The 18,171-nt window shown below is 60.5% G+C and carries 20 protein-coding genes; 13 read left to right on the top strand and 7 right to left on the bottom strand.

All coding sequences use genetic code 11. The annotated features are described in order from the left end of the window. Positions 1 to 109: 109 nt before the first annotated feature. From ACRESD_RS21585 to ACRESD_RS21540, 10 genes are all read left to right on the top strand, one after another. On the top strand, positions 110 to 583 hold the full coding sequence (locus ACRESD_RS21585; protein WP_431752761.1) for a MarR family winged helix-turn-helix transcriptional regulator: 474 nt from the start codon (positions 110 to 112) through the stop codon (positions 581 to 583). Further along, positions 580 to 2,031, top strand: a complete 1,452-nt coding sequence (locus ACRESD_RS21580; RefSeq protein WP_431752760.1) for an efflux transporter outer membrane subunit — start codon at positions 580 to 582, stop codon at positions 2,029 to 2,031. The genes ACRESD_RS21585 and ACRESD_RS21580 overlap by 4 nt, the downstream gene beginning before the upstream one ends. Positions 2,032 to 2,046: 15 nt before the next feature. Next, positions 2,047 to 3,246, top strand: a complete 1,200-nt coding sequence (locus ACRESD_RS21575; RefSeq protein ID WP_431752759.1) for an efflux RND transporter periplasmic adaptor subunit — start codon at positions 2,047 to 2,049, stop codon at positions 3,244 to 3,246. Continuing rightward, positions 3,246 to 4,775, top strand: coding sequence for a DHA2 family efflux MFS transporter permease subunit (locus ACRESD_RS21570; protein WP_431752758.1), 1,530 nt, complete (start codon positions 3,246 to 3,248; stop codon positions 4,773 to 4,775). Before ACRESD_RS21575 ends, ACRESD_RS21570 begins: the two co-directional genes overlap by 1 nt. 211 nt (positions 4,776 to 4,986) lie before the next feature. Further along, entirely contained in the window at positions 4,987 to 6,816 is a 1,830-nt protein-coding gene (locus tag ACRESD_RS21565) for an extracellular solute-binding protein (RefSeq protein WP_431752757.1), read from the top strand. Then, positions 6,813 to 8,651, top strand: coding sequence for an extracellular solute-binding protein (locus tag ACRESD_RS21560; RefSeq protein ID WP_431752756.1), 1,839 nt, complete (start codon positions 6,813 to 6,815; stop codon positions 8,649 to 8,651). Before ACRESD_RS21565 ends, ACRESD_RS21560 begins: the two co-directional genes overlap by 4 nt. Further along, entirely contained in the window at positions 8,652 to 9,725 is a 1,074-nt protein-coding gene (locus ACRESD_RS21555; RefSeq protein WP_431752755.1) for a microcin C ABC transporter permease YejB, read from the top strand. A gap of 1 nt (position 9,726) precedes the next feature. Next, positions 9,727 to 10,746, top strand: a complete 1,020-nt coding sequence (locus tag ACRESD_RS21550; protein WP_016972786.1) for an ABC transporter permease — start codon at positions 9,727 to 9,729, stop codon at positions 10,744 to 10,746. A gap of 1 nt (position 10,747) precedes the next feature. Continuing rightward, complete coding sequence (locus ACRESD_RS21545; protein WP_431752754.1) at positions 10,748 to 12,358, top strand: ABC transporter ATP-binding protein; 1,611 nt, start codon at positions 10,748 to 10,750, stop codon at positions 12,356 to 12,358. Beyond that, positions 12,355 to 13,236: an AraC family ligand binding domain-containing protein gene (locus tag ACRESD_RS21540; protein ID WP_431752753.1), complete on the top strand. Its 882-nt coding sequence runs from the start codon at positions 12,355 to 12,357 to the stop codon at positions 13,234 to 13,236. The genes ACRESD_RS21545 and ACRESD_RS21540 overlap by 4 nt, the downstream gene beginning before the upstream one ends. Here the strand turns inward: ACRESD_RS21540 and ACRESD_RS21535 are convergent. Continuing rightward, complete coding sequence (locus ACRESD_RS21535) at positions 13,178 to 13,765, bottom strand: LysE family translocator (protein WP_431752752.1); 588 nt, start codon at positions 13,763 to 13,765, stop codon at positions 13,178 to 13,180. The genes ACRESD_RS21540 and ACRESD_RS21535 overlap by 59 nt on opposite strands. 91 nt (positions 13,766 to 13,856) lie before the next feature. Further along, entirely contained in the window at positions 13,857 to 14,486 is a 630-nt protein-coding gene (locus tag ACRESD_RS21530) for a ribonuclease T2 family protein (RefSeq protein ID WP_431752751.1), read from the bottom strand. Between the two features lie 306 nt (positions 14,487 to 14,792). On the opposite strand from ACRESD_RS21530, the gene ACRESD_RS21525 reads away from it, so the two are divergent. Continuing rightward, entirely contained in the window at positions 14,793 to 15,155 is a 363-nt protein-coding gene (locus ACRESD_RS21525; protein WP_431752750.1) for an NUDIX hydrolase, read from the top strand. Between the two features lie 12 nt (positions 15,156 to 15,167). Here ACRESD_RS21525 and ACRESD_RS21520 read toward each other — a convergent pair whose 3' ends face one another. The 4 genes from ACRESD_RS21520 to ACRESD_RS21505 are packed head-to-tail and all read right to left on the bottom strand — an operon-like array spanning position 15,168 to position 16,999. Then, positions 15,168 to 15,653: a periplasmic heavy metal sensor gene (locus ACRESD_RS21520; protein WP_431752749.1), complete on the bottom strand. Its 486-nt coding sequence runs from the start codon at positions 15,651 to 15,653 to the stop codon at positions 15,168 to 15,170. Continuing rightward, positions 15,650 to 16,081 (bottom strand): hypothetical protein, encoded by a 432-nt coding sequence (locus ACRESD_RS21515; RefSeq protein WP_431752748.1) that lies wholly within the window; start codon positions 16,079 to 16,081, stop codon positions 15,650 to 15,652. The genes ACRESD_RS21520 and ACRESD_RS21515 overlap by 4 nt, the downstream gene beginning before the upstream one ends. Continuing rightward, positions 16,078 to 16,656 (bottom strand): RNA polymerase sigma factor, encoded by a 579-nt coding sequence (locus ACRESD_RS21510; protein WP_431752747.1) that lies wholly within the window; start codon positions 16,654 to 16,656, stop codon positions 16,078 to 16,080. Before ACRESD_RS21510 ends, ACRESD_RS21515 begins: the two co-directional genes overlap by 4 nt. A gap of 31 nt (positions 16,657 to 16,687) precedes the next feature. Next, a complete protein-coding gene (locus tag ACRESD_RS21505; RefSeq protein WP_431752746.1) occupies positions 16,688 to 16,999 on the bottom strand; it encodes a YXWGXW repeat-containing protein in 312 nt (103 codons plus the stop codon). A 224-nt stretch (positions 17,000 to 17,223) separates the two neighbouring features. Here ACRESD_RS21505 and ACRESD_RS21500 point away from each other — a divergent pair, with 224 nt between their 5' ends. Next, complete coding sequence (locus ACRESD_RS21500) at positions 17,224 to 17,364, top strand: hypothetical protein (protein ID WP_431752745.1); 141 nt, start codon at positions 17,224 to 17,226, stop codon at positions 17,362 to 17,364. Here the strand turns inward: ACRESD_RS21500 and ACRESD_RS21495 are convergent. Beyond that, on the bottom strand, positions 17,361 to 17,609 hold the full coding sequence (locus tag ACRESD_RS21495) for a DUF1652 domain-containing protein (protein ID WP_431752744.1): 249 nt from the start codon (positions 17,607 to 17,609) through the stop codon (positions 17,361 to 17,363). The genes ACRESD_RS21500 and ACRESD_RS21495 overlap by 4 nt on opposite strands. Before the next feature lie 244 nt (positions 17,610 to 17,853). On the opposite strand from ACRESD_RS21495, the gene ACRESD_RS21490 reads away from it, so the two are divergent. Then, a partial coding sequence (locus tag ACRESD_RS21490; protein ID WP_431752743.1) for a PAS domain-containing protein occupies positions 17,854 to 18,171 on the top strand: 318 nt, incomplete at its 3' end.

Raw genomic sequence — 18,171 nt, 5'->3', positions numbered from 1 at the left:
CCCCCTCCCACATTAGCAAGCAAGCTAATAATTCCATTTGACATTCGCTGCCTAAGCAGTAACATCTTGTCATACATTCACTGCCTAGGCAGTAATAAGGTGACTTTCGATGGCCCACTTCACCCCTGACAGTTTTCGCAATTGTCACCTCGGTCTCCTGCTTGGCCGAGCCGCGCTGCTCAAAGACCGCATTATCGACACCCACATGGAACCCCACGGCGTGACCGCCGCGCAGTTCAAGGTGTTGATCATCATTGCCCAATTCGACGTCGACACCCCGGCCGAGCTGTGTCGCAACCTGTCCCTGGACAGCGGTTCCATGACCCGCATGCTCGATCGCCTGGAGCAGAAGGGCCTGCTGGCGCGCAAACGTTCCGAACAGGATCGGCGCCAGGTGCAACTGGTGCTCACGGACGATGGCCAGCGCCTGGCGGACATGCTGCCGTACATCGGCGCCCAGTCGATGAACGAACTGGCCGGCTCCCTGGAGCCTGGCGAGTTGCAAACCCTGGAACGAATCCTCAAGAAAATTCTGGTAGCTGCCGGTGACGCCATCGTCATCCAGCGGGTAGGTGATCAATGAGCACACGCGCACTCAGCCTGGTGCTGGTGGCGATGACCCTGGCCGGTTGCGCTAACTACAGCGGCCTCGACACCCAGGGCAAACGCCTGGACGCCAACACCTTGCAAACCGGCAAGTCGTTGAGCGGCGTCACCCTGTCGACCGCCGCATGGCCCTCCGCCGACTGGTGGAAAAGCCTCGGCGATCCCCAGCTCGACGGCCTGATCCGCGAGGCCCTGCAAAACAGCCCTGACATGCAAGTCGCCAATGCCCGTGCCCACCAGGCCGAAGCCGCCGCCTTTGCCGCCGACGCTGCGCGTATGCCGACCCTGGATGCCAGCGCCGGCATCAGCCGCTCGCGCCTGGCCAAGGATCAGGACCCACGAGGGCAGGGCGATGCCTACGCCACCGTGCGTAACATCAGTGCCGGCTTCAACTACAACTTCGACCTCTGGGGTGGCCAGCGCGCTGCCTGGGAAGCTGCGTTGGGCCAGGCCCGTGCCGCCGAAGTCGACCAGCAAGCCGCACGCCTGACCCTGGCCGCCAACGTGGCCAAGGCCTACAGCGACTTGGGCCAGGCCCATATCGTGCGTGACCTGGCCAGTGATGACCTCAAGCGCACTCGCCAGATGCTCGACCTGAGCAAACGCCGCCTGAGCTCGGGTATCGACAGCGAGTACCAGTACCAGCAGACCGAAAGCCTGGAAGCCAGCTCCCAGTCGCAACTGATCGATGCGGAAAAGCAACTGCAAAGCGCCAAGATCGCCCTGGCCGTCTTGCTCGGCAAAGGTCCCGATCGTGGCAATGAGCTGACTCGCCCGAATGTGTTGAAACCCAGCGCCGTGGCCGTGCCATCGGTGTTGCCGGCCGAACTGCTGGGCCGTCGCCCAGATCTGATCGCTGCGCGCTGGCGCGTAGAGGCGGCGAGCAAAAATATCGACGCAAGCAAGACCCGCTTCTACCCCAACCTCAACCTGAGTGCGAGCGCCGGGGCCGAGTCGTTGCTGGGGGATGCGATGTTTGGTTCGGCCAGCCGTTTCTTCAGCATTGCGCCGACGATCTCATTGCCGATCTTCGATGGCGGCCGCCTGCGCGCCGACCTCGATGCCCGCGATGCCGATTACGACCTGGCGGTGGCCCAGTACAACAAAACCCTGGTGCAAGCCTTGGGTGATATTGGCAACACGCTGTCCCAGCTACGCGACACCGGTCGGCAGATCCAGGCCCAGCAACACGCCGCGGACATTGCCAAGCAGTCCTTTGATACTGGCGTGCAACGCTACAGCTCCGGGATCGGTAACTACCTGGACGTGCTCAGCATCGAGCAACAATTGCTGCAAGCCCAGCGTCAGTTGGCGACGCTGAATGCCGCGCAAATCGATCTGTCGATCCAATTGATGCAGGCCCTGGGTGGCGGGTTCAACGCCAACAGCGTGGCCGCGACCACCCCAGCCACACGCACGGAATAATTTGAGGTATTTGTCATGGCCACTGCCGACAGCAACAACGCAAACGAACAAGCGAACGACAGCAACCCACGCAAACGCAAGGTGATGCTGTTGCTCCTGACACTCATCGTCATCCTCGGCGCTGTGGGCGTGTGGGGCTGGTATGAGTTCTACGGCCGCTTCAGCGAAAGCACCGATGACGCTTATGTGAACGGCAACGTGGTGGAAATCACCCCATTGGTCACCGGCACGGTGGTCAGCATCGGCGCCGACGATGGCGATCTGGTCCACGAAGGCCAGGTGCTGGTCAACTTCGACCCGAACGACGCCGCCGTCGGCCTGCAAAGCGCCCAGGCCAACCTGGCCCGCACTGTGCGTCAGGTGCGTGGTTTGTACAGCAACGTCGACGGAATGAAAGCTCAGGTCAATGCGCAGAAGGCCGACGTGCAAACTGCCCAGGACAACTTTAACCGTCGTAGAACCCTGGCCCAGGGCGGGGCGATTTCCCAGGAAGAACTGTCCCACGCCCGTGACAGCCTGACTGCAGCGAAAAACGCCCTGACCAACCTTGAGCAGCAACTGAAAACCACCAACGCATTGGTGGATGACACCGTGATCTCGTCTCATCCTGATGTGCAGGCCGCCGCCGCACAACTGCGCCAGGCCTACCTGACCAACGCCCGCAGCACCCTGATCGCGCCGGTCACCGGCTACGTGGCCAAACGTACCGTGCAACTGGGCCAACGCGTGCAGCCAGGCACAGCCCTGATGGCCGTGATTCCCCTGGACCAGCTGTGGATCGACGCCAACTTCAAGGAAACCCAACTGCGTAATATGCGCATCGGCCAGCCGGTGGACATCGAAGCGGACATCTACGGCAGCGACGTGAAGTTCAGCGGCACCGTTGACAGCCTCGGCGCCGGCACTGGCAGCGCTTTCGCCCTGTTGCCGGCACAGAACGCCACGGGCAACTGGATCAAGATCGTGCAACGAGTACCGGTACGCATCCACGTCAACGCCGAGGAATTGGCCAAGAACCCGCTGCGTGTGGGCTTGAGCACCCTGGTCAATGTGGACCTGCACGACCAGAGCGGCCCGGTGCTGGCACAACAGGCGCCGCAAAAGGCCTCGTTTACCACCAATGTGTATGACCGCCAATTGGCCGAAGCCGACGCCATGATCACGCAGTTGATCCATGACAACAGCCTCGCCGCACCCAAGGCTGTGCAACGCTGATGAGCAATAACGCCTCCTTCACGCCACCCAGCCTGTTGATGGCCACTATTGGCCTGTCGCTGGCGACCTTTATGCAGGTGCTCGACACCACCATCGCCAACGTGGCGTTGCCGACCATTTCCGGCAACCTCGGCGTGAGTTCGGAGCAGGGCACTTGGGTCATCACCTCGTTTGCGGTGAGCAACGCGATTGCCTTGCCGCTCACCGGCTGGTTGAGCCGGCGCTTCGGCGAGGTGAAACTGTTTTTGTGGGCGACGATCCTGTTCGTACTGGCGTCGTTTCTGTGTGGTGTGTCTACCTCGATGCCTGAGCTGATCGGTTTCCGGGTGCTGCAAGGCTTGGTGGCGGGGCCGTTGTACCCGATGACCCAGACGCTGCTGATCGCGGTGTACCCGCCGGCGAGGCGGGGCATGGCTTTGGCGCTGCTGGCGATGGTGACGGTGGTCGCACCGATTGCCGGGCCGATCCTCGGCGGTTGGATCACCGACAGCTACAGCTGGCCGTGGATCTTCTTCATTAACGTACCTATCGGCATCTTTGCGGTGATGGTGGTGCGTTCGCAGTTGAAGAAACGTCCGGTGGTCACCAGTCATCAGCCAATGGACTACGTCGGGCTGCTGAGCCTGATTGTCGGCGTCGGCGCCTTGCAGATCATCCTCGACAAGGGCAACGACCTGGACTGGTTCGAATCCAACTTCATCATCATGGGCGCCGTGATTTCGGCGATTGCCCTGGCGGTGTTCGTGATCTGGGAAATGACCGACAAGCACCCGGTGGTCAACTTGCGGCTGTTCGCCTACCGCAACTTCCGCATCGGCACCATCGTGTTGATCCTGGGCTACGCGGGCTTCTTTGGCATCAACCTGATCCTGCCGCAATGGCTCCAGACCCAGATGGGCTACACCGCGACCTGGGCCGGCCTGGCGGTAGCGCCGATCGGGATTCTGCCGGTGCTGATGTCGCCGTTCGTGGGCAAGTACGCGCACAAGTTCGACCTGCGCCTGCTGGCCGGCCTGGCGTTCCTGGCGATTGGCTTGAGCTGCTTCATGCGGGCGGGCTTTACCAATGAAGTGGACTTCCAGCACGTCGCCCTGGTGCAACTGTTCATGGGCATCGGTGTAGCGCTGTTCTTCATGCCGACCTTGAGCATCCTGATGTCCGATCTGCCGCCGCATCAGATTGCCGATGGCGCCGGGCTTGCGACCTTCCTGCGTACCCTGGGCGGCAGCTTTGCGGCCTCGCTGACCACCTGGATCTGGATTCGCCGGGCGGACCAGCACCATGCGTACATGAGCGAAAACATGACCACCTACGACTCGGCGACCCGTGATGCCCTGAGTGCACTGGGTGGGGCAGGGCAGAAAGCCTACACGCAGCTGGACCAGATCCTCACCAGTCAGGCATACATGATGTCCACCGTGGATTACTTCACGTTACTGGGGTGGATGTTCATGGGCTTGATTCTGCTGGTGTGGCTGGCCAAACCACCGTTTACCGCGAAGGCAGGGCCTGCGGCTTCCGGCCACTGATTCCAACAGGTTGAAATGCAATCAAATGTGGGAGCGGGCTTGCTCGCGAAGGCGGTGTATCAGTCAAACATGCATCGACTGACACTCCGCCTTCGCGAGCAAGCCCGCTCCCACACTGGTTTATCGCCGTTTTCAAGATGCTTTTTCCAACCGGAACAAGCTGTTACTGTACCGATCATAAAGCCCAAGCCGCCTGGATCGGATCTCTGACTTGAAGCGTCCCCTCCTTCTACTAATAAGTCTGGCCTTGAGCTTTGCTGCGAACGCGACGATTACCGAGAGCCACGGTTACACGCAGTTCGGCACACTCAAGTACCCGGCCAAATTCACCCACTTCGACTGGGTAAACCCTGCAGCGCCCAAAGGCGGGACGTTGCGGGTCATGGCATTTGGCACGTTCGATACACTCAACCCCTATACCTTCAAGGGCTCCAGCCCGGTTTCAACCCCCAACTTCCTGCAATACGGCGTCAATGAGCTGAACGAGCCGTTGATGGTCGGCACTGGCCAGTACGCCCCCTCCGGTGATGAACCCACCTCCAGCTACGGACTGATCGCTCAATCGGTGGAATACAGCGAGGACCGCAGTTGGGTCGTGTTCAACCTGCGCCCCGAAGCGCGCTTTCACGATGGGAAACCCATCACCGCCTACGACGTGGCGTTTTCCTACCGCACGCTGCTGACTGAAGGCCACCCACAATACCGTACCAACCTGCAGGAAGTGGCGCGGGTCGATATCCTCAACCGTCATCGCATCCGTTTTGTATTCAAGCGCGCCGGTAACCCGTTGCTGATCCTGCGTCTGGGCGAAATGCCGGTACTGCCCCAGCACTACTGGAAAAACCGTGATTTCAAGGCCACCACCTTCGAGCCGCCGCTGGGCAGCGGGCCGTATCGCATCACCAAGGTTACGCCGGGGCGGCAATTGGTCTTCGAACGCGTCAAGGATTACTGGGGCAAGGACCTACCGGTCAACCAGGGGCTCTACAACTACGACAAGGTCGAAGTGGAGTTCTACCGCGACAGCGACGTGGCGTTCGAAGCCTTCAAGGCCGGCGAGTTCGACATTTATATTGAGCACCAGGCCAAGAACTGGGCCACGGGCTACAACTTTCCGGCGGTCAACCGAGGCAAGGTGATCAAGGCGCAAATCGCCCACCAGATCCCGACCCAAAGCCAGGGTTTGTTCATGAACACCCGGCGGCCGACCTTCAGCCAAGCCAAAGTACGCGAAGCCCTGGGGCTGATGTTCGACTTTGAATGGACCAACCGCACCCTGTTCAGCAGCGCCTACAAACGCAGCGTGAGTTACTACCCCAACAGCGAGTTTTCGGCGAGCGGCGTACCGGTGGGCCATGAATGGCTGATGCTCTCCCCCTACCGCGACCAGTTGCCCGCCGCCCTGTTCACTCAGCCGTTCAGCCTGCCGCAGACCGACGGGCGTGGCATCCCCCGCGACACCATGCGCCGCGCCCTGGCATTGCTCGGTGAAGCCGGTTGGAAGCTGTCGGGGCAACGTTTGCTCGACAGCAAGGGGCAACCCCTGCGCCTGGAGATTCTGTTGGTCAACCCGAACCTGGAGCGCATCCTGCAGCCCTATGTCGAGAACTTGAACAGCATCGGCGTCGACGCACGCCTGCGCACCGTTGACCGGGCGCAATACAAGCAACGCCTGGATCAGTTCGACTTCGACATGATCCTCATGACCCTCAACCAAACCTTGAGCCCGGGCCTTGAGCAGTGGCAGTACTTCCACTCCAGCCAAGTGGCGATCAAGGGCAGCAAGAACTATGCAGGCATCGCCAGCCCCGTGGTCGATCACCTGCTGGAACAACTGCTGGCCGCACAGACCCGCGAGGAACAGTTGGCCGCCGGCCGGGCCCTCGACCGAGTGCTGTTGTGGCAGCACTACAGTATCCCCAATTGGTACCTCAACTATCATCGACTGGCATACCGCAATCGGTTCGCCTTTGTCACCACGCCGCCCTATAGCCTGGGCTTGAGCGCTTGGTGGCTCAAAGCTTCGGAGAAAGCCCAATGATGTCTTTGCGTACTGCACTGCTTGGCAGCCTCTTGCTATGTAGTGTGGCCCAAGCTGCCCCGCAACATGCGTTGACGCTCTACAACGAGCCGCCGAAATACCCCGCCGACTTCAAGCACTTCGACTATGTAAACCCCGATGCGCCCAAGGGTGGCACCTTCCGCGAATCCGCCATGGGCGGCTTCGACAGCCTCAACCCCTACATCAGCAAGGGCGTGCCAGCGGATAATATCGGCCTGATCTACGACACCCTGGCCATGCAAAGCCTGGACGAGCCCATCACCGAATACGGACTGGTGGCCGGCAAGATCGAAAAGGCGCCGGACAACAGTTGGGTCCGCTTCTATCTGCGCCCCGAAGCGCGCTTTCATGATGGGCATCCAATCCGCGCCGAAGATGTGGTGTTCACCTTCCAGACGTTGCTCAAAGACGGTTCGCCCATCTTCCGCACCTACTACGCCGACGTCGATGAAGTGGTCGCTGAAGATCCGTTGCGGGTGCTGTTCAAGTTCAAGCGCACCAATAACCGTGAACTACCGCTGATCCTTGGGCAGCTCCCAGTACTGCCCAAGCATTGGTGGGCAACCCGCGACTTCGCCAAGGGCAACCTGGAAGTGCCCCTGGGGAGCGGACCGTACAAGGTGGCCGAGGTCAAGGCCGGGCGCATGATTCGCTACGAGCGGGTCAAGGACTACTGGGCCAAGGACTTGCCTCTCACTCAGGGTTTCTACAATTTCGACAACCGCATCACCGACTACTATCGCGACAACACCGTGGCCCTGGAAGCGTTGAAGGCCGGCCAATTCGACTACTGGCTGGAAATCAGCGCGAAGAACTGGGCCAACGCCTACAACACTCCGGCAGTCGCCCAAGGTCGGTTGATCAAGGAAGAAATCCCCAACGGCAACCCCACCGGCATGCAGGGCTTCGTATTCAATACGCGCAAGCCGATGTTCCAGGATGTGCGCGTGCGCAAGGCAATCAGCCTGTTGTTGGACTTTGAATGGAGCAACAGGCAGTTGTTCAATGGCGCCTATACCCGTAGTCGCAGTTACTTCGAAAACTCGGAAATGGCCGCCACCGGTTTACCCAGCCCGGACGAGCTGGCGATTCTTGAACCCCTGCGCGACAAGATCCCGGCCGAGGTTTTCACCCAAGCGTTCGAGCCCGCCAAAACCGACGGCAGCGGCATGATCCGTACCCAGCAACGTGAGGCTTACCAGTTGCTGCAGGAGGCTGGCTGGAAGATCGTCAACGACAAGATGGTCGACACTACCGGCAAGCCAGTGACCATCGAGTTCCTGCTGGTCCAGACTGACTTCGAACGTGTCCTGCTGCCGTTCAAGCGCAACCTCGCCGACCTGGGCATCGACCTGGTGATTCGCCGGGTCGACATGTCGCAGTACATCAACCGCCTGCGCTCGCGGGACTTCGACATGCTGGTGGGCAGTTTCCCGCAGTCCACTTCGCCGGGTAACGAACAGCGCGAGTTTTGGAAGTCCTCCAGCGCCGACAAGCCCGGCAGCCGCAATTACATGGGGCTCAAGGACCCGGCAGTCGACCAACTGGTGGAAGAGCTGATCGACGCCGACTCGCGCAAAAGCCTGGTGGCCCACGCCAAGGCCCTGGACCGTGTGTTGCAGTTCGGCTACTACGTGATTCCGAACTGGCATATCAAGACCTTCCGCGTGGCGTACTGGGATCACCTGGGCCACCCCAAGGTTCCGCCGCGCTATGACGTCGGCACCGTGACCTGGTGGGCCAAACCCGACGTAAAACCGGCGGTTCCCCTGGACACGACTCAAAGCGCCGACCCGGCGAGCGGAGGCGATTGAATGCTGGCCTATATTGTTCGTCGCCTGTTGCTGATCATCCCCACGCTGTTCGGGATCCTGCTGATCAACTTCATCATCATCCAGGCCGCCCCCGGTGGCCCGGTGGAGCAGATGATCGCCAAGCTCGAAGGCTTTGACGGCGCCACCAGTCGCATTGCCGGTGGCGGTGCCGAGGTCTCGGTGGCTGGTTCCAGCTACCGGGGCGCACAGGGCCTGGACCCGGCACTGATCAAGGAAATCGAAAAGATGTACGGCTTCGACAAATCGGCGCCGGAACGCTTGTGGATCATGGTCAAGAACTACGCCCGGCTGGATTTCGGCGACAGCTTCTTCCGGGACGCCAAGGTCATCGACTTGATCAAGGAAAAGATGCCGGTATCCATTTCCCTCGGGTTATGGAGCACGCTGATCATGTACCTGGTGTCGATACCGCTGGGTATCGCCAAGGCCACGCGACACGGCAGCCACTTCGATGTGTGGACCAGCTCGGCGATCATCGTCGGCTATGCGATCCCGGCGTTCCTGTTTGCAATCCTGCTGATCGTAGTGTTTGCCGGGGGCAGTTACCTTGACTGGTTCCCCTTGCGCGGGCTCACCTCCAACAATTTCGATGAGTTGAGTTGGGGCGGCAAAATCCTCGATTACTTCTGGCACCTGGCGCTGCCGGTGACCGCGCTGGTGATCGGCAACTTCGCGACCATGACGCTGCTGACCAAAAACAGTTTTCTGGACGAGATCAACAAACAATACGTGGTCACGGCCAAGGCCAAGGGCCTGACCAACCGCCGCGTGCTCTATGGCCATGTGTTCCGTAACGCCATGCTGTTGGTGATCGCCGGCTTCCCTTCGGCATTCATCGGGATCTTCTTCACGGGCTCGTTGCTGGTGGAAGTGATCTTCTCCCTCGACGGCCTGGGCCTGATGAGTTTTGAAGCGGCGATCAACCGCGACTATCCGGTGGTGTTCGGCACGCTGTTCATCTTCACCCTGCTGGGGTTGATCGTGAAACTGATCGGCGACCTCACCTACACCCTGGTCGATCCGCGCATCGACTTCGCCAGCCGGGAGCATTGAGATGAACCTGTCCCCCCTCAATCGCCGTCGGTTCGAGCGCTTCAAGGCCAACAAACGTGGCTGGTGGTCGCTGTGGCTGTTCCTGATCCTGTTCGTGCTCAGCCTGGGCGCGGAGCTGATCGCCAATGACAAGCCATTGGCGGTGCACTTCGACGGCGGCTGGTACTTCCCGGCGCTCAAGCGCTATCCAGAAACCACCTTCGGCGGTGAATTCCCGCTGGAGGCCAACTACAAGAGCCCGTACATCCAGGAACTGCTCAAGGCCAAGGATGCGTGGACCTTGTGGGCGCCGATCCCATTCAGCTACCAGAGCATCAACTACGACCTGAAAGTCCCCGCCCCGGCGCCCCCTTCGAGCGTCAACCTGCTGGGCACCGATGACCAGGGCCGTGATGTGCTGGCCCGCGTGATCTACGGCTTTCGGGTTTCGGTGCTGTTTGCCCTGACCCTCACCGTCCTCAGCTCGATCATCGGCGTGATCGCCGGCGCCCTGCAGGGTTTCTATGGCGGCTGGGTCGACCTGGCCGGGCAGCGTTTCCTGGAAATCTGGTCGGGTTTGCCGGTGTTGTATTTGCTGATCATCCTCGCCAGCTTCGTGCAACCCAATTTCTGGTGGCTGCTGGGGATCATGCTGTTGTTTTCCTGGATGAGCCTGGTGGATGTGGTGCGCGCCGAGTTCCTGCGCGGGCGTAACCTGGAGTACGTGCGCGCAGCCCGGGCGCTGGGCATGCAGAATGGCGCGATCATGTTCCGGCACATCCTGCCCAACGCCATGGTTTCGACCATGACGTTCATGCCATTTATTCTCACCGGCGCCATCGGTACCCTCACCGCTCTCGACTTCCTAGGCTTCGGTCTGCCAGCCGGCTCACCGTCCCTGGGCGAGTTGGTGGCCCAGGGCAAATCCAACCTGCAAGCGCCCTGGCTGGGCATGAGTGCGTTTGCCGTGCTGGCGATCATGTTGAGTTTGCTGGTGTTTATCGGCGAGTCCGCTCGCGATGCCTTCGACCCGAGGAAATGAGATGAATCAGGACAATCTGATCGAAGTCCGCGACCTCAGCGTTGAGTTCGTCACCGGGGACCATCACCACCGCGTGGTGAACAACGTCAGCTTCGATATCCAGCGCGGCGAAACCCTGGCCCTGGTTGGCGAAAGCGGCTCGGGTAAGTCGGTGACCGCCCACTCGATCCTGCGCCTGCTGCCCTACCCGTTGGCGCGACATCCATCGGGCACCATCACCTATTCCGGGCAGGACCTGCTGACACTCAAGGAAAAAACCATCCGGCACATTCGCGGCAACCGTATTGCGATGATCTTTCAGGAGCCGATGACCTCGTTGAACCCCCTGCACTCCATCGAGAAGCAGATCAACGAGGTGCTCGGCCTGCACAAAGGGCTCACCGGTAAAGTCGCCACCCGTCGCACCCTGGAATTGCTGGAACTGGTGGGCATCCCCGATCCGCACAAGCGCCTCAAGGCCCTGCCCCATGAGTTGTCTGGCGGCCAGCGCCAACGGGTGATGATCGCCATGGCATTGGCCAACGAGCCAGAATTATTGATCGCCGATGAGCCGACCACAGCCCTCGATGTCACGGTGCAATTGAAGATATTGGAGCTGCTCAAGGAATTGCAGGCCCGTCTGGGCATGGCGTTGCTGTTGATCAGCCATGACTTGAACCTGGTACGACGCATCGCCCACCGTGTATGCGTGATGCAGAAAGGCTGCATCGTTGAACAGGCCGACTGCGAGACGCTGTTCCAAGCACCCCAGCACCCGTACACCCAGGAACTGCTGGCTGCCGAGCCCAGCGGCGAGCCTGCCGCCAACGAAGTCGGGCCACCGTTGCTGGAAGTCGATGACCTCAAGGTCTGGTTCCCGATCAAGAAGGGCTTTTTGCGCAACACCATCGATTACGTCAAGGCGGTGGATGGCATCAACTTCAGCTTACCCCAAGGGCAAACCCTGGGCATCGTCGGTGAAAGCGGCTCGGGTAAGTCCACCCTTGGCTTGGCAATTTTGCGACTGATCGGCAGCAAGGGCGGCATTCGTTTCGAAGGCCAGCAACTGGACACACTCAGCCAGCAACAGGTACGCCCATTGCGACGGGAAATGCAGGTGGTGTTCCAGGACCCATTCGGCAGTCTGAGCCCGCGCATGTGCGTCAGCGAAATCGTCGGTGAAGGTTTGCGCATTCACAAAATGGGGACGCCGGCCGACCAGGAAGCGGCGATTATCGCGGCACTCAAGGAAGTGGGCCTGGACCCCGAGGCCCGTCATCGTTACCCCCATGAGTTCTCCGGCGGCCAGCGCCAACGCATCGCCATCGCCCGTGCCCTGGTACTCAAACCGCGCCTGATCCTGTTGGACGAACCCACTTCGGCACTCGACCGCACGGTACAACGCCAAGTGGTGGAATTGCTGCGCAGCTTGCAGGCCAAATACAACCTGACGTACCTGTTCATCAGCCATGACTTGGCGGTAGTGAAGGCTTTGAGTCACCAGTTGATGGTGGTCAAGCATGGGCAGGTGGTGGAACAGGGAGAGGCGCGAACGATTTTTGCCGATCCGCAGCATGCCTATACCCGGCAGCTGCTGGAGGCCGCGTTCCTGGCACCGGGAGTGGACGCATGACAGAGCCTACTTCGCACTCACCACGCTTCTGGCGCGACGAGCACTTGCCATTCATCGAAACGCGCGCCATCGCCGATGGGCGCAAGGTCACTTACAGCCGGCATGCCCATGAGCATTTTTCCATCGGGGCGGTCACCACCGGACGCAGCTATTACCATTACGGCACAGACACCTTCCAGATCAGCGCCGGTACAGTCGTGCTGATGAACCCTGGCGATGTGCACGCCTGCAACCCCATCGACAATGAGCCTTGGTCTTATCGAATGCTGTACATCGACACGCCCTGGCTGACCGATCTGCAGTACCAATTGGGCTTCAGCACCGACCAGGGTTACCGGCCATTCAACACGCCTTACACGCGGGACAAGACGTTGTATGCAGGGCTGCTGGAGCTGTATCAGATCTTGGTGGACGAGCAAGCCGAACACTTGCAGAAGCAAAGTACGCTGGTGAGCTTTTTCACTGAGGTTCAACAACGCCTCAACCCTGCCGACACGCCGATACGGGAGGTCAATCACAAGCTTGAACGGGCGGCCGAGTACATCCGCGAGCACTGTACCCAAGCATTGAAACTGGAAGACATCTGCATGGCGGCCGAGCTATCGCCGTCTTACCTGATCCGCGCATTCAAGCAGTATTACGGGCTGACACCCCATGCTTATCTGGTGAACCAACGCATCCAGTTTGCCCGTGCCCAACTGCGCCAAGGCAAGTTGATCGCCGATGTGGCCCTGGCTTCGGGCTTCGCCGACCAGGCGCATTTCCAGCGGGCCTTCAAACAGCATTTCGCTGCCACGCCGGGGCAGTACCGCGACCTGCTCAAGCCATCAGCAAATAACCCACACTGGCCACCAGCAACGCGGCCATTGAACGGTTGAACAGGCGTACGCCCTGGGGGTTGCCGAGGTAACGGCGCAAAAACGTCCCGGCGTAGGCCCAGCACGCCACCGACAGGTAGCAGATCACCAGATAGAGCGCCGCGAACAGCCACACTTGGGCAGCATCGCCATCCGCCACGAACAAGCCCATGCCCGCCACACAGGCCAACCAGGCTTTCGGGTTCAGCCACTGCATGATCGCGCCGTAGAGCATCGAGGGCGCGGTGGCCGCGCCATCAGCATCCAACCGGCCATCATCCACGGCCAGTTTCCAGGCCATGTACAGCAAGAAGGCCACCCCACCCCACTGGATCAACTGGGTGAGAATGGGCCATCGCGTCAGCACTTCATGAAGACCCAGGCCAATCAGCACCAACAACAACGTGAAGCCCACGGCGGCGCCGAACACGTGCTTCTGGCTGGCGGCAAAACCGAAGCGCGCACCAGAACTCAGGGCGACCACATTGACCGGTCCCGGTGTGATGGAGGTCGCCAAGGCGAAGGCGGCCATGGAAATGATCAAGCTCATTGCGATTCCCTTTATGTGGTGACGATCAAGATGACGTCACGGTAAAGGGCACGGCGCGCGTGGTATTGAAGAAAATGCCCCTCAAGCCACCTTAACGCTGTGAAGGAATACGGATGTCACCGTCACGGCATTGGGTCTTGACGCTGCGCGGGCAACCGGCGAACGCCAGATCCTTGGTCAGGCATACCCGCACTTCCGACAGCACCTTGCCTTTACAGATCACCGCCACCCCATGGTTGCCCATGCGCGGGTTGCTCTCGCGAAACAACGCCTCGATCTCCTGGGCCGGCAATGACGGCGGCGAGTTGAGCGGCTGCAACTGTTGCGGAATATTCACCGCGCCCAGCGCGGCGTCGGTCTTGTCCAGGTAGGCCAACGGCTCAAGCCCGGAGCACGTGCCGTGCTTGGCCCATTCATGCTTGAGCAGCGAACGGCTCGGGAACAACGTGGCCCCCTTGTCCATGGCTTCGCGGTTCAGCGACGACTGCGGCTCACACGACGCCGGCCACCCGCCCCGTACGTATTGCGGCCACAAGCCGTGCAGCACAAAGCCGTAACCCTTGCCCGAACACTGCTCGTTGCCAGGGTGAGTCAGGCAAAAGGTCGGTGACCACGACAATGACAACACATAAAAATCAAACTCCCCCGCCTGCCCTTGGCTGCCCGGGGCCGCCACAGCACTCGTGGCCAGCACCAGCCATAAAGCCATCCAGTATTTCATACGTCTTTTCCTTGTAAAAAACGCACCTTAGTGCGGTGACTCAGGATGATGATGGTTACGTTGTAGCACCTGATCGAGGATTCGATCCGTCTTCAACGCTTCGATCGCCAACTCGGCCCGAGTCCTTGCGCCAGTCCGCGACATCGTCCCAGCCCCCCATGACGGGCGTACGATACTCACCTGCATTCCTCGTCCGTGTTGTCCAGCGAGCAGTATCCACATCCCCTTCTGTCGGCGCCACAGCAGCCACACATGACAATTACATTACAATTTGATGACACTCATTTCGCTACGGAGCACCAGACGTTGAAAACACGCGCAACGGTCATTTGCGCACATGAGGGGCATATCCTCTTCGTGCGCAAAGCCCGATCAAAATGGGCATTGCCAGGCGGCAAGGTCGAACCCGGCGAACGCCCCGTGGGCGCAGCCGAACGGGAGCTGCACGAAGAGACCGGGTTGCAGGTGGATGGCTTGTTGTACTTGCAGCACATGAAGGCTCGCGACACCGAGCACCATGTGTTTGAAGCGTCAGTGATCAACATCGCGCAGGCCAAGCCCTGCAACGAGATCATCGATTGCCGGTGGCATGCTTATGCCGCCCTGGATGACCTGGACACCACCGATGCCACCCGGCATATCGTCAAAGCCTTTTTGCGTCGCCTCTGACGCCACGAACGCTCACGAACGTGGCCGGCTGGCCACTTGTGTGACTTTGGCCTTCGCCTGTCCCCGCTGATAAAGCGCCTCGACCAGTTTCTGCCGTTCATCCTGAGGCAAACTGCTCGCAAATTGCGCCAGGGTGCTGTCCACCAAGGCCCGCAGCGCCACATCGGCCTCACGCGCCTTGGCCAGCTCAGCCACCAACACATCGTGATCCAGGGTCGGTGCTTCCAGTTGCTTGATCACCCCTAAACGGGCTTCGCGCCCCGCCATGATCAACGGCTGGCTGTCGGCACGGTTGTGGCGCAATAACTGCCGCAACTCCTTGCGTCGTTCCGGGGGCAGCTTGAACATCGCCTGGCGCAGACCATGCTGGTTGACCACCGCTTCGGCGGGCTTGGCGACGGCCATCCAGTGATAGAGACCGCCCCCCACTCCGCCGATCAGAAATACGTTGAGCAACACCGAGACGACCAACCAGGGTTTAAGGGTTTTGGGTGTCATTGCTCGGCTTCCTCGGCGTTGACGGTAAAAACGACTTCAGCATCGCCCTGATCGAAGACGCTAGGCAGCACTTCAGATGACAGCATGGGCCGCGGCACACTCATCGACGCCACCAGCACCCCGGCAGCGATGCCGGCAATGCCCACGCCAACCAGCCCGGCCGGCGACAACCAACTGGCGTAACGCGACCAGAATGACCGGCGTTGCGGGGCCGACTGACGGATTTTGCGTGCCAACGCGGGATCGACGAGCGCCAGTTGATGACTGTCCATCTGCTGATCAAGCCAGCGCGCCGCACTCAATGCTTCGCGGGCACCGGGGTCGCCGCTGTCGAGCAAGGCGCGGGCCGCCGCTTGATCGGCGACAGGCCAACGATGCAGGCTGGCACCGTAGGCATCGACCAGATAAGCAAATCGTTCAGGTGTCATGGTGTTCCCCTTCCTGGGCGGGCAAGCCCGGGTGTGTCGGCAAGTTGACTGCGCAACTGGCGGCGGGCCCGCGACAACAGGCTCTCCAGTGCCTCGACGCTGATATTCATCAGGGCCGCGGCGTCGATGTTCGACAGCTCCTGGTAGTACTGCAACACAATGGCTTCGCGCTGACGCTCGGGCAAGGCCGCCAACGCGGCGGCCATGCGTGTACTGCGCTCGTTGCTTTCCAACTGTTCATCCGGGGGTGGGGCACTGTCTGCCAGCTCCAGCGCCTCCTCCTCATTCAACGGACGCTCCTTGCGCCGGCGCAAACGGTCATGGCATAGATTGAGCGCCACCCGGTGCAGCCAAGTGTCAAAGCGCGCTTCGCCTGCGCGCCAGTTAGCCGCCTGGCGCCAGATCCGCAGGAAACTTTCCTGGGCGACGTCCTTGGCCTCGTCGGCATCCCCCAGAAGCCGACCGGCGAGTGCCAGCAACCGTGGCAGCTTACGCGTCACCATTTCAGTGACGGCTGCCGCTTCGTTATTGCTGATACGCACCAGTAGCTCAACGTCCGGATCAGTGTCTTTCAATCGGGTAATACTCGGTCCGGGGAGTCAGTTTTCAGCGAATCCAATGCCCTTCGCGCCAGTACCAGTTCGGGCCACGGGACTCCCAATGCCCGGGCTCCCACCGCGCGTTACGCATCACCGGCTGCCAGTGGCCCGGCACCCAGGCGTAGGCACCGTGCTCCCAACGCCAGTGGCCACGGTCCCAGGCATAACCCGGGCGCTCTGCCGGAATCACTTCGACACGCTCAACCGGCGGTGCCTGGCGAATAATCACTTCGGTCTGGGCAAACGTCGGGGTGCTGACAAGCGCGGCGAACGTCAGCGGCACCAGCAAGGCGCAATGCAATTTGGCCAGTGATTTCATGGCAACTCCTTCATACGGCGAGCGAAAGTGCACGCTGCTGATGGGTTGAACGCACAACGTAGGAAAAATCCGTCGCAGCCGGCACAGTTTTTTTGCGCGGTGCCTGGAAGGCAGTATTGCTCAGGGATTGGAGGGGCAGGATGAAATGTTTGAACGCCTTGCGACGGATTCGTAGCAGTGGTTGCGTTCAAGGAATAACGCAGAACACACCATGAGGAAATACCATGTCCCGTCGCCTATACATGCTGATCACCGCCCTGTTGATCGTCAGTCTCAGCGGCTGCGTGATCCTGCCGGAACACCGGCATTGCTGCTGGCGCTATTACGGCGCAGCCAACACGCACACTTCTACCGTCAACAGTTAACCCACCGCCGCAAAACCACGGCGCCCGGCCTTGATCTCGGTGCGCAGCTCGCCAATCAGGTTTGAGATGGAACGGATGCTGTCCAGGCCTTGGGGCGAGACCCGGGTCAGCAGCAGGTCGACGCGACCGGACTCCGGTTCGAACACGCTGATGCGCAGCGAACCGTCGCTGTTGAGGCTGCAGTCACACGCCAGCGGCAGGAAACCCGCGGCCATGATGCGGTTGAGTTCGGTGAGCGAAATCATGATGAGGCCCCGTCCATGGGTTCTACCCTGTCGGTGTTTTGCCAACAGCATAGATAAGCTTTTACCTGCTACTGAACAATTAATTCAAAAGTGTTACCTGTGCCTCATTTTGCCCTGCAAACGCTGGTGCTCTGGCGCCAGAAACCCAGCACGCGACCTCTCGTCTGCGGCTTTTGCGAAGGCTTGACTCACGGCGTCGATCGCAAGACGCTCTTGGCTTTTAGCCATCACCGAGCAGCCCGCCATGAGCATCGATTCCCCCCACCTGCCCGACAGCGATGTCCACAAAACCCTGCTGGAATCGACCAAAGCCATCCCCTGGCGCATCGACTGGCAAAGCATGACCTTCAGCTACATCGGCCCGCAGATCGAGGCATTGCTGGGCTGGACCCCGCAAAGCTGGGTCAGCGTGGATGACTGGGTCGAACGCATGCACCCGGACGACCGTGAGTACGTGGTGAATTTCTGTGTGTCGCAATCCCGCGCCGGGGTGGATCACGAGGCCGACTATCGTGCGCTGACAGTGAACGGCGACTACGTGTGGATTCGCGATGTGGTGCAT

It is taken from the genome of Pseudomonas sp. (assembly GCF_050739995.1).
Taxonomy (GTDB): domain Bacteria; phylum Pseudomonadota; class Gammaproteobacteria; order Pseudomonadales; family Pseudomonadaceae; genus Aquipseudomonas.
Note: the sequence above shows the minus strand (reverse complement) of the source record. Positions and strands in the feature narration are given on the sequence as shown.

What these genes read in the sequence shown, in the direction of transcription:
- ACRESD_RS21520 (WP_431752749.1), bottom strand. Translation starts at nt 15,653, where the DNA reads ATGACACCCAAAACCCTTAAACCCTGGTTGGTCGTCTCGGTGTTGCTC.
- ACRESD_RS21560 (WP_431752756.1), top strand. Translation starts at nt 6,813, where the DNA reads ATGATGTCTTTGCGTACTGCACTGCTTGGCAGCCTCTTGCTATGTAGT.
- ACRESD_RS21580 (WP_431752760.1), top strand. Translation starts at nt 580, where the DNA reads ATGAGCACACGCGCACTCAGCCTGGTGCTGGTGGCGATGACCCTGGCC.
- ACRESD_RS21540 (WP_431752753.1), top strand. Translation starts at nt 12,355, where the DNA reads ATGACAGAGCCTACTTCGCACTCACCACGCTTCTGGCGCGACGAGCAC.
- ACRESD_RS21570 (WP_431752758.1), top strand. Translation starts at nt 3,246, where the DNA reads ATGAGCAATAACGCCTCCTTCACGCCACCCAGCCTGTTGATGGCCACT.
- ACRESD_RS21545 (WP_431752754.1), top strand. Translation starts at nt 10,748, where the DNA reads ATGAATCAGGACAATCTGATCGAAGTCCGCGACCTCAGCGTTGAGTTC.
- ACRESD_RS21555 (WP_431752755.1), top strand. Translation starts at nt 8,652, where the DNA reads ATGCTGGCCTATATTGTTCGTCGCCTGTTGCTGATCATCCCCACGCTG.
- ACRESD_RS21530 (WP_431752751.1), bottom strand. Translation starts at nt 14,486, where the DNA reads ATGAAATACTGGATGGCTTTATGGCTGGTGCTGGCCACGAGTGCTGTG.
- ACRESD_RS21495 (WP_431752744.1), bottom strand. Translation starts at nt 17,609, where the DNA reads ATGATTTCGCTCACCGAACTCAACCGCATCATGGCCGCGGGTTTCCTG.
- ACRESD_RS21505 (WP_431752746.1), bottom strand. Translation starts at nt 16,999, where the DNA reads ATGAAATCACTGGCCAAATTGCATTGCGCCTTGCTGGTGCCGCTGACG.
- ACRESD_RS21500 (WP_431752745.1), top strand. Translation starts at nt 17,224, where the DNA reads ATGTCCCGTCGCCTATACATGCTGATCACCGCCCTGTTGATCGTCAGT.
- ACRESD_RS21585 (WP_431752761.1), top strand. Translation starts at nt 110, where the DNA reads ATGGCCCACTTCACCCCTGACAGTTTTCGCAATTGTCACCTCGGTCTC.
- ACRESD_RS21575 (WP_431752759.1), top strand. Translation starts at nt 2,047, where the DNA reads ATGGCCACTGCCGACAGCAACAACGCAAACGAACAAGCGAACGACAGC.
- ACRESD_RS21515 (WP_431752748.1), bottom strand. Translation starts at nt 16,081, where the DNA reads ATGACACCTGAACGATTTGCTTATCTGGTCGATGCCTACGGTGCCAGC.
- ACRESD_RS21550 (WP_016972786.1), top strand. Translation starts at nt 9,727, where the DNA reads ATGAACCTGTCCCCCCTCAATCGCCGTCGGTTCGAGCGCTTCAAGGCC.
- ACRESD_RS21535 (WP_431752752.1), bottom strand. Translation starts at nt 13,765, where the DNA reads ATGAGCTTGATCATTTCCATGGCCGCCTTCGCCTTGGCGACCTCCATC.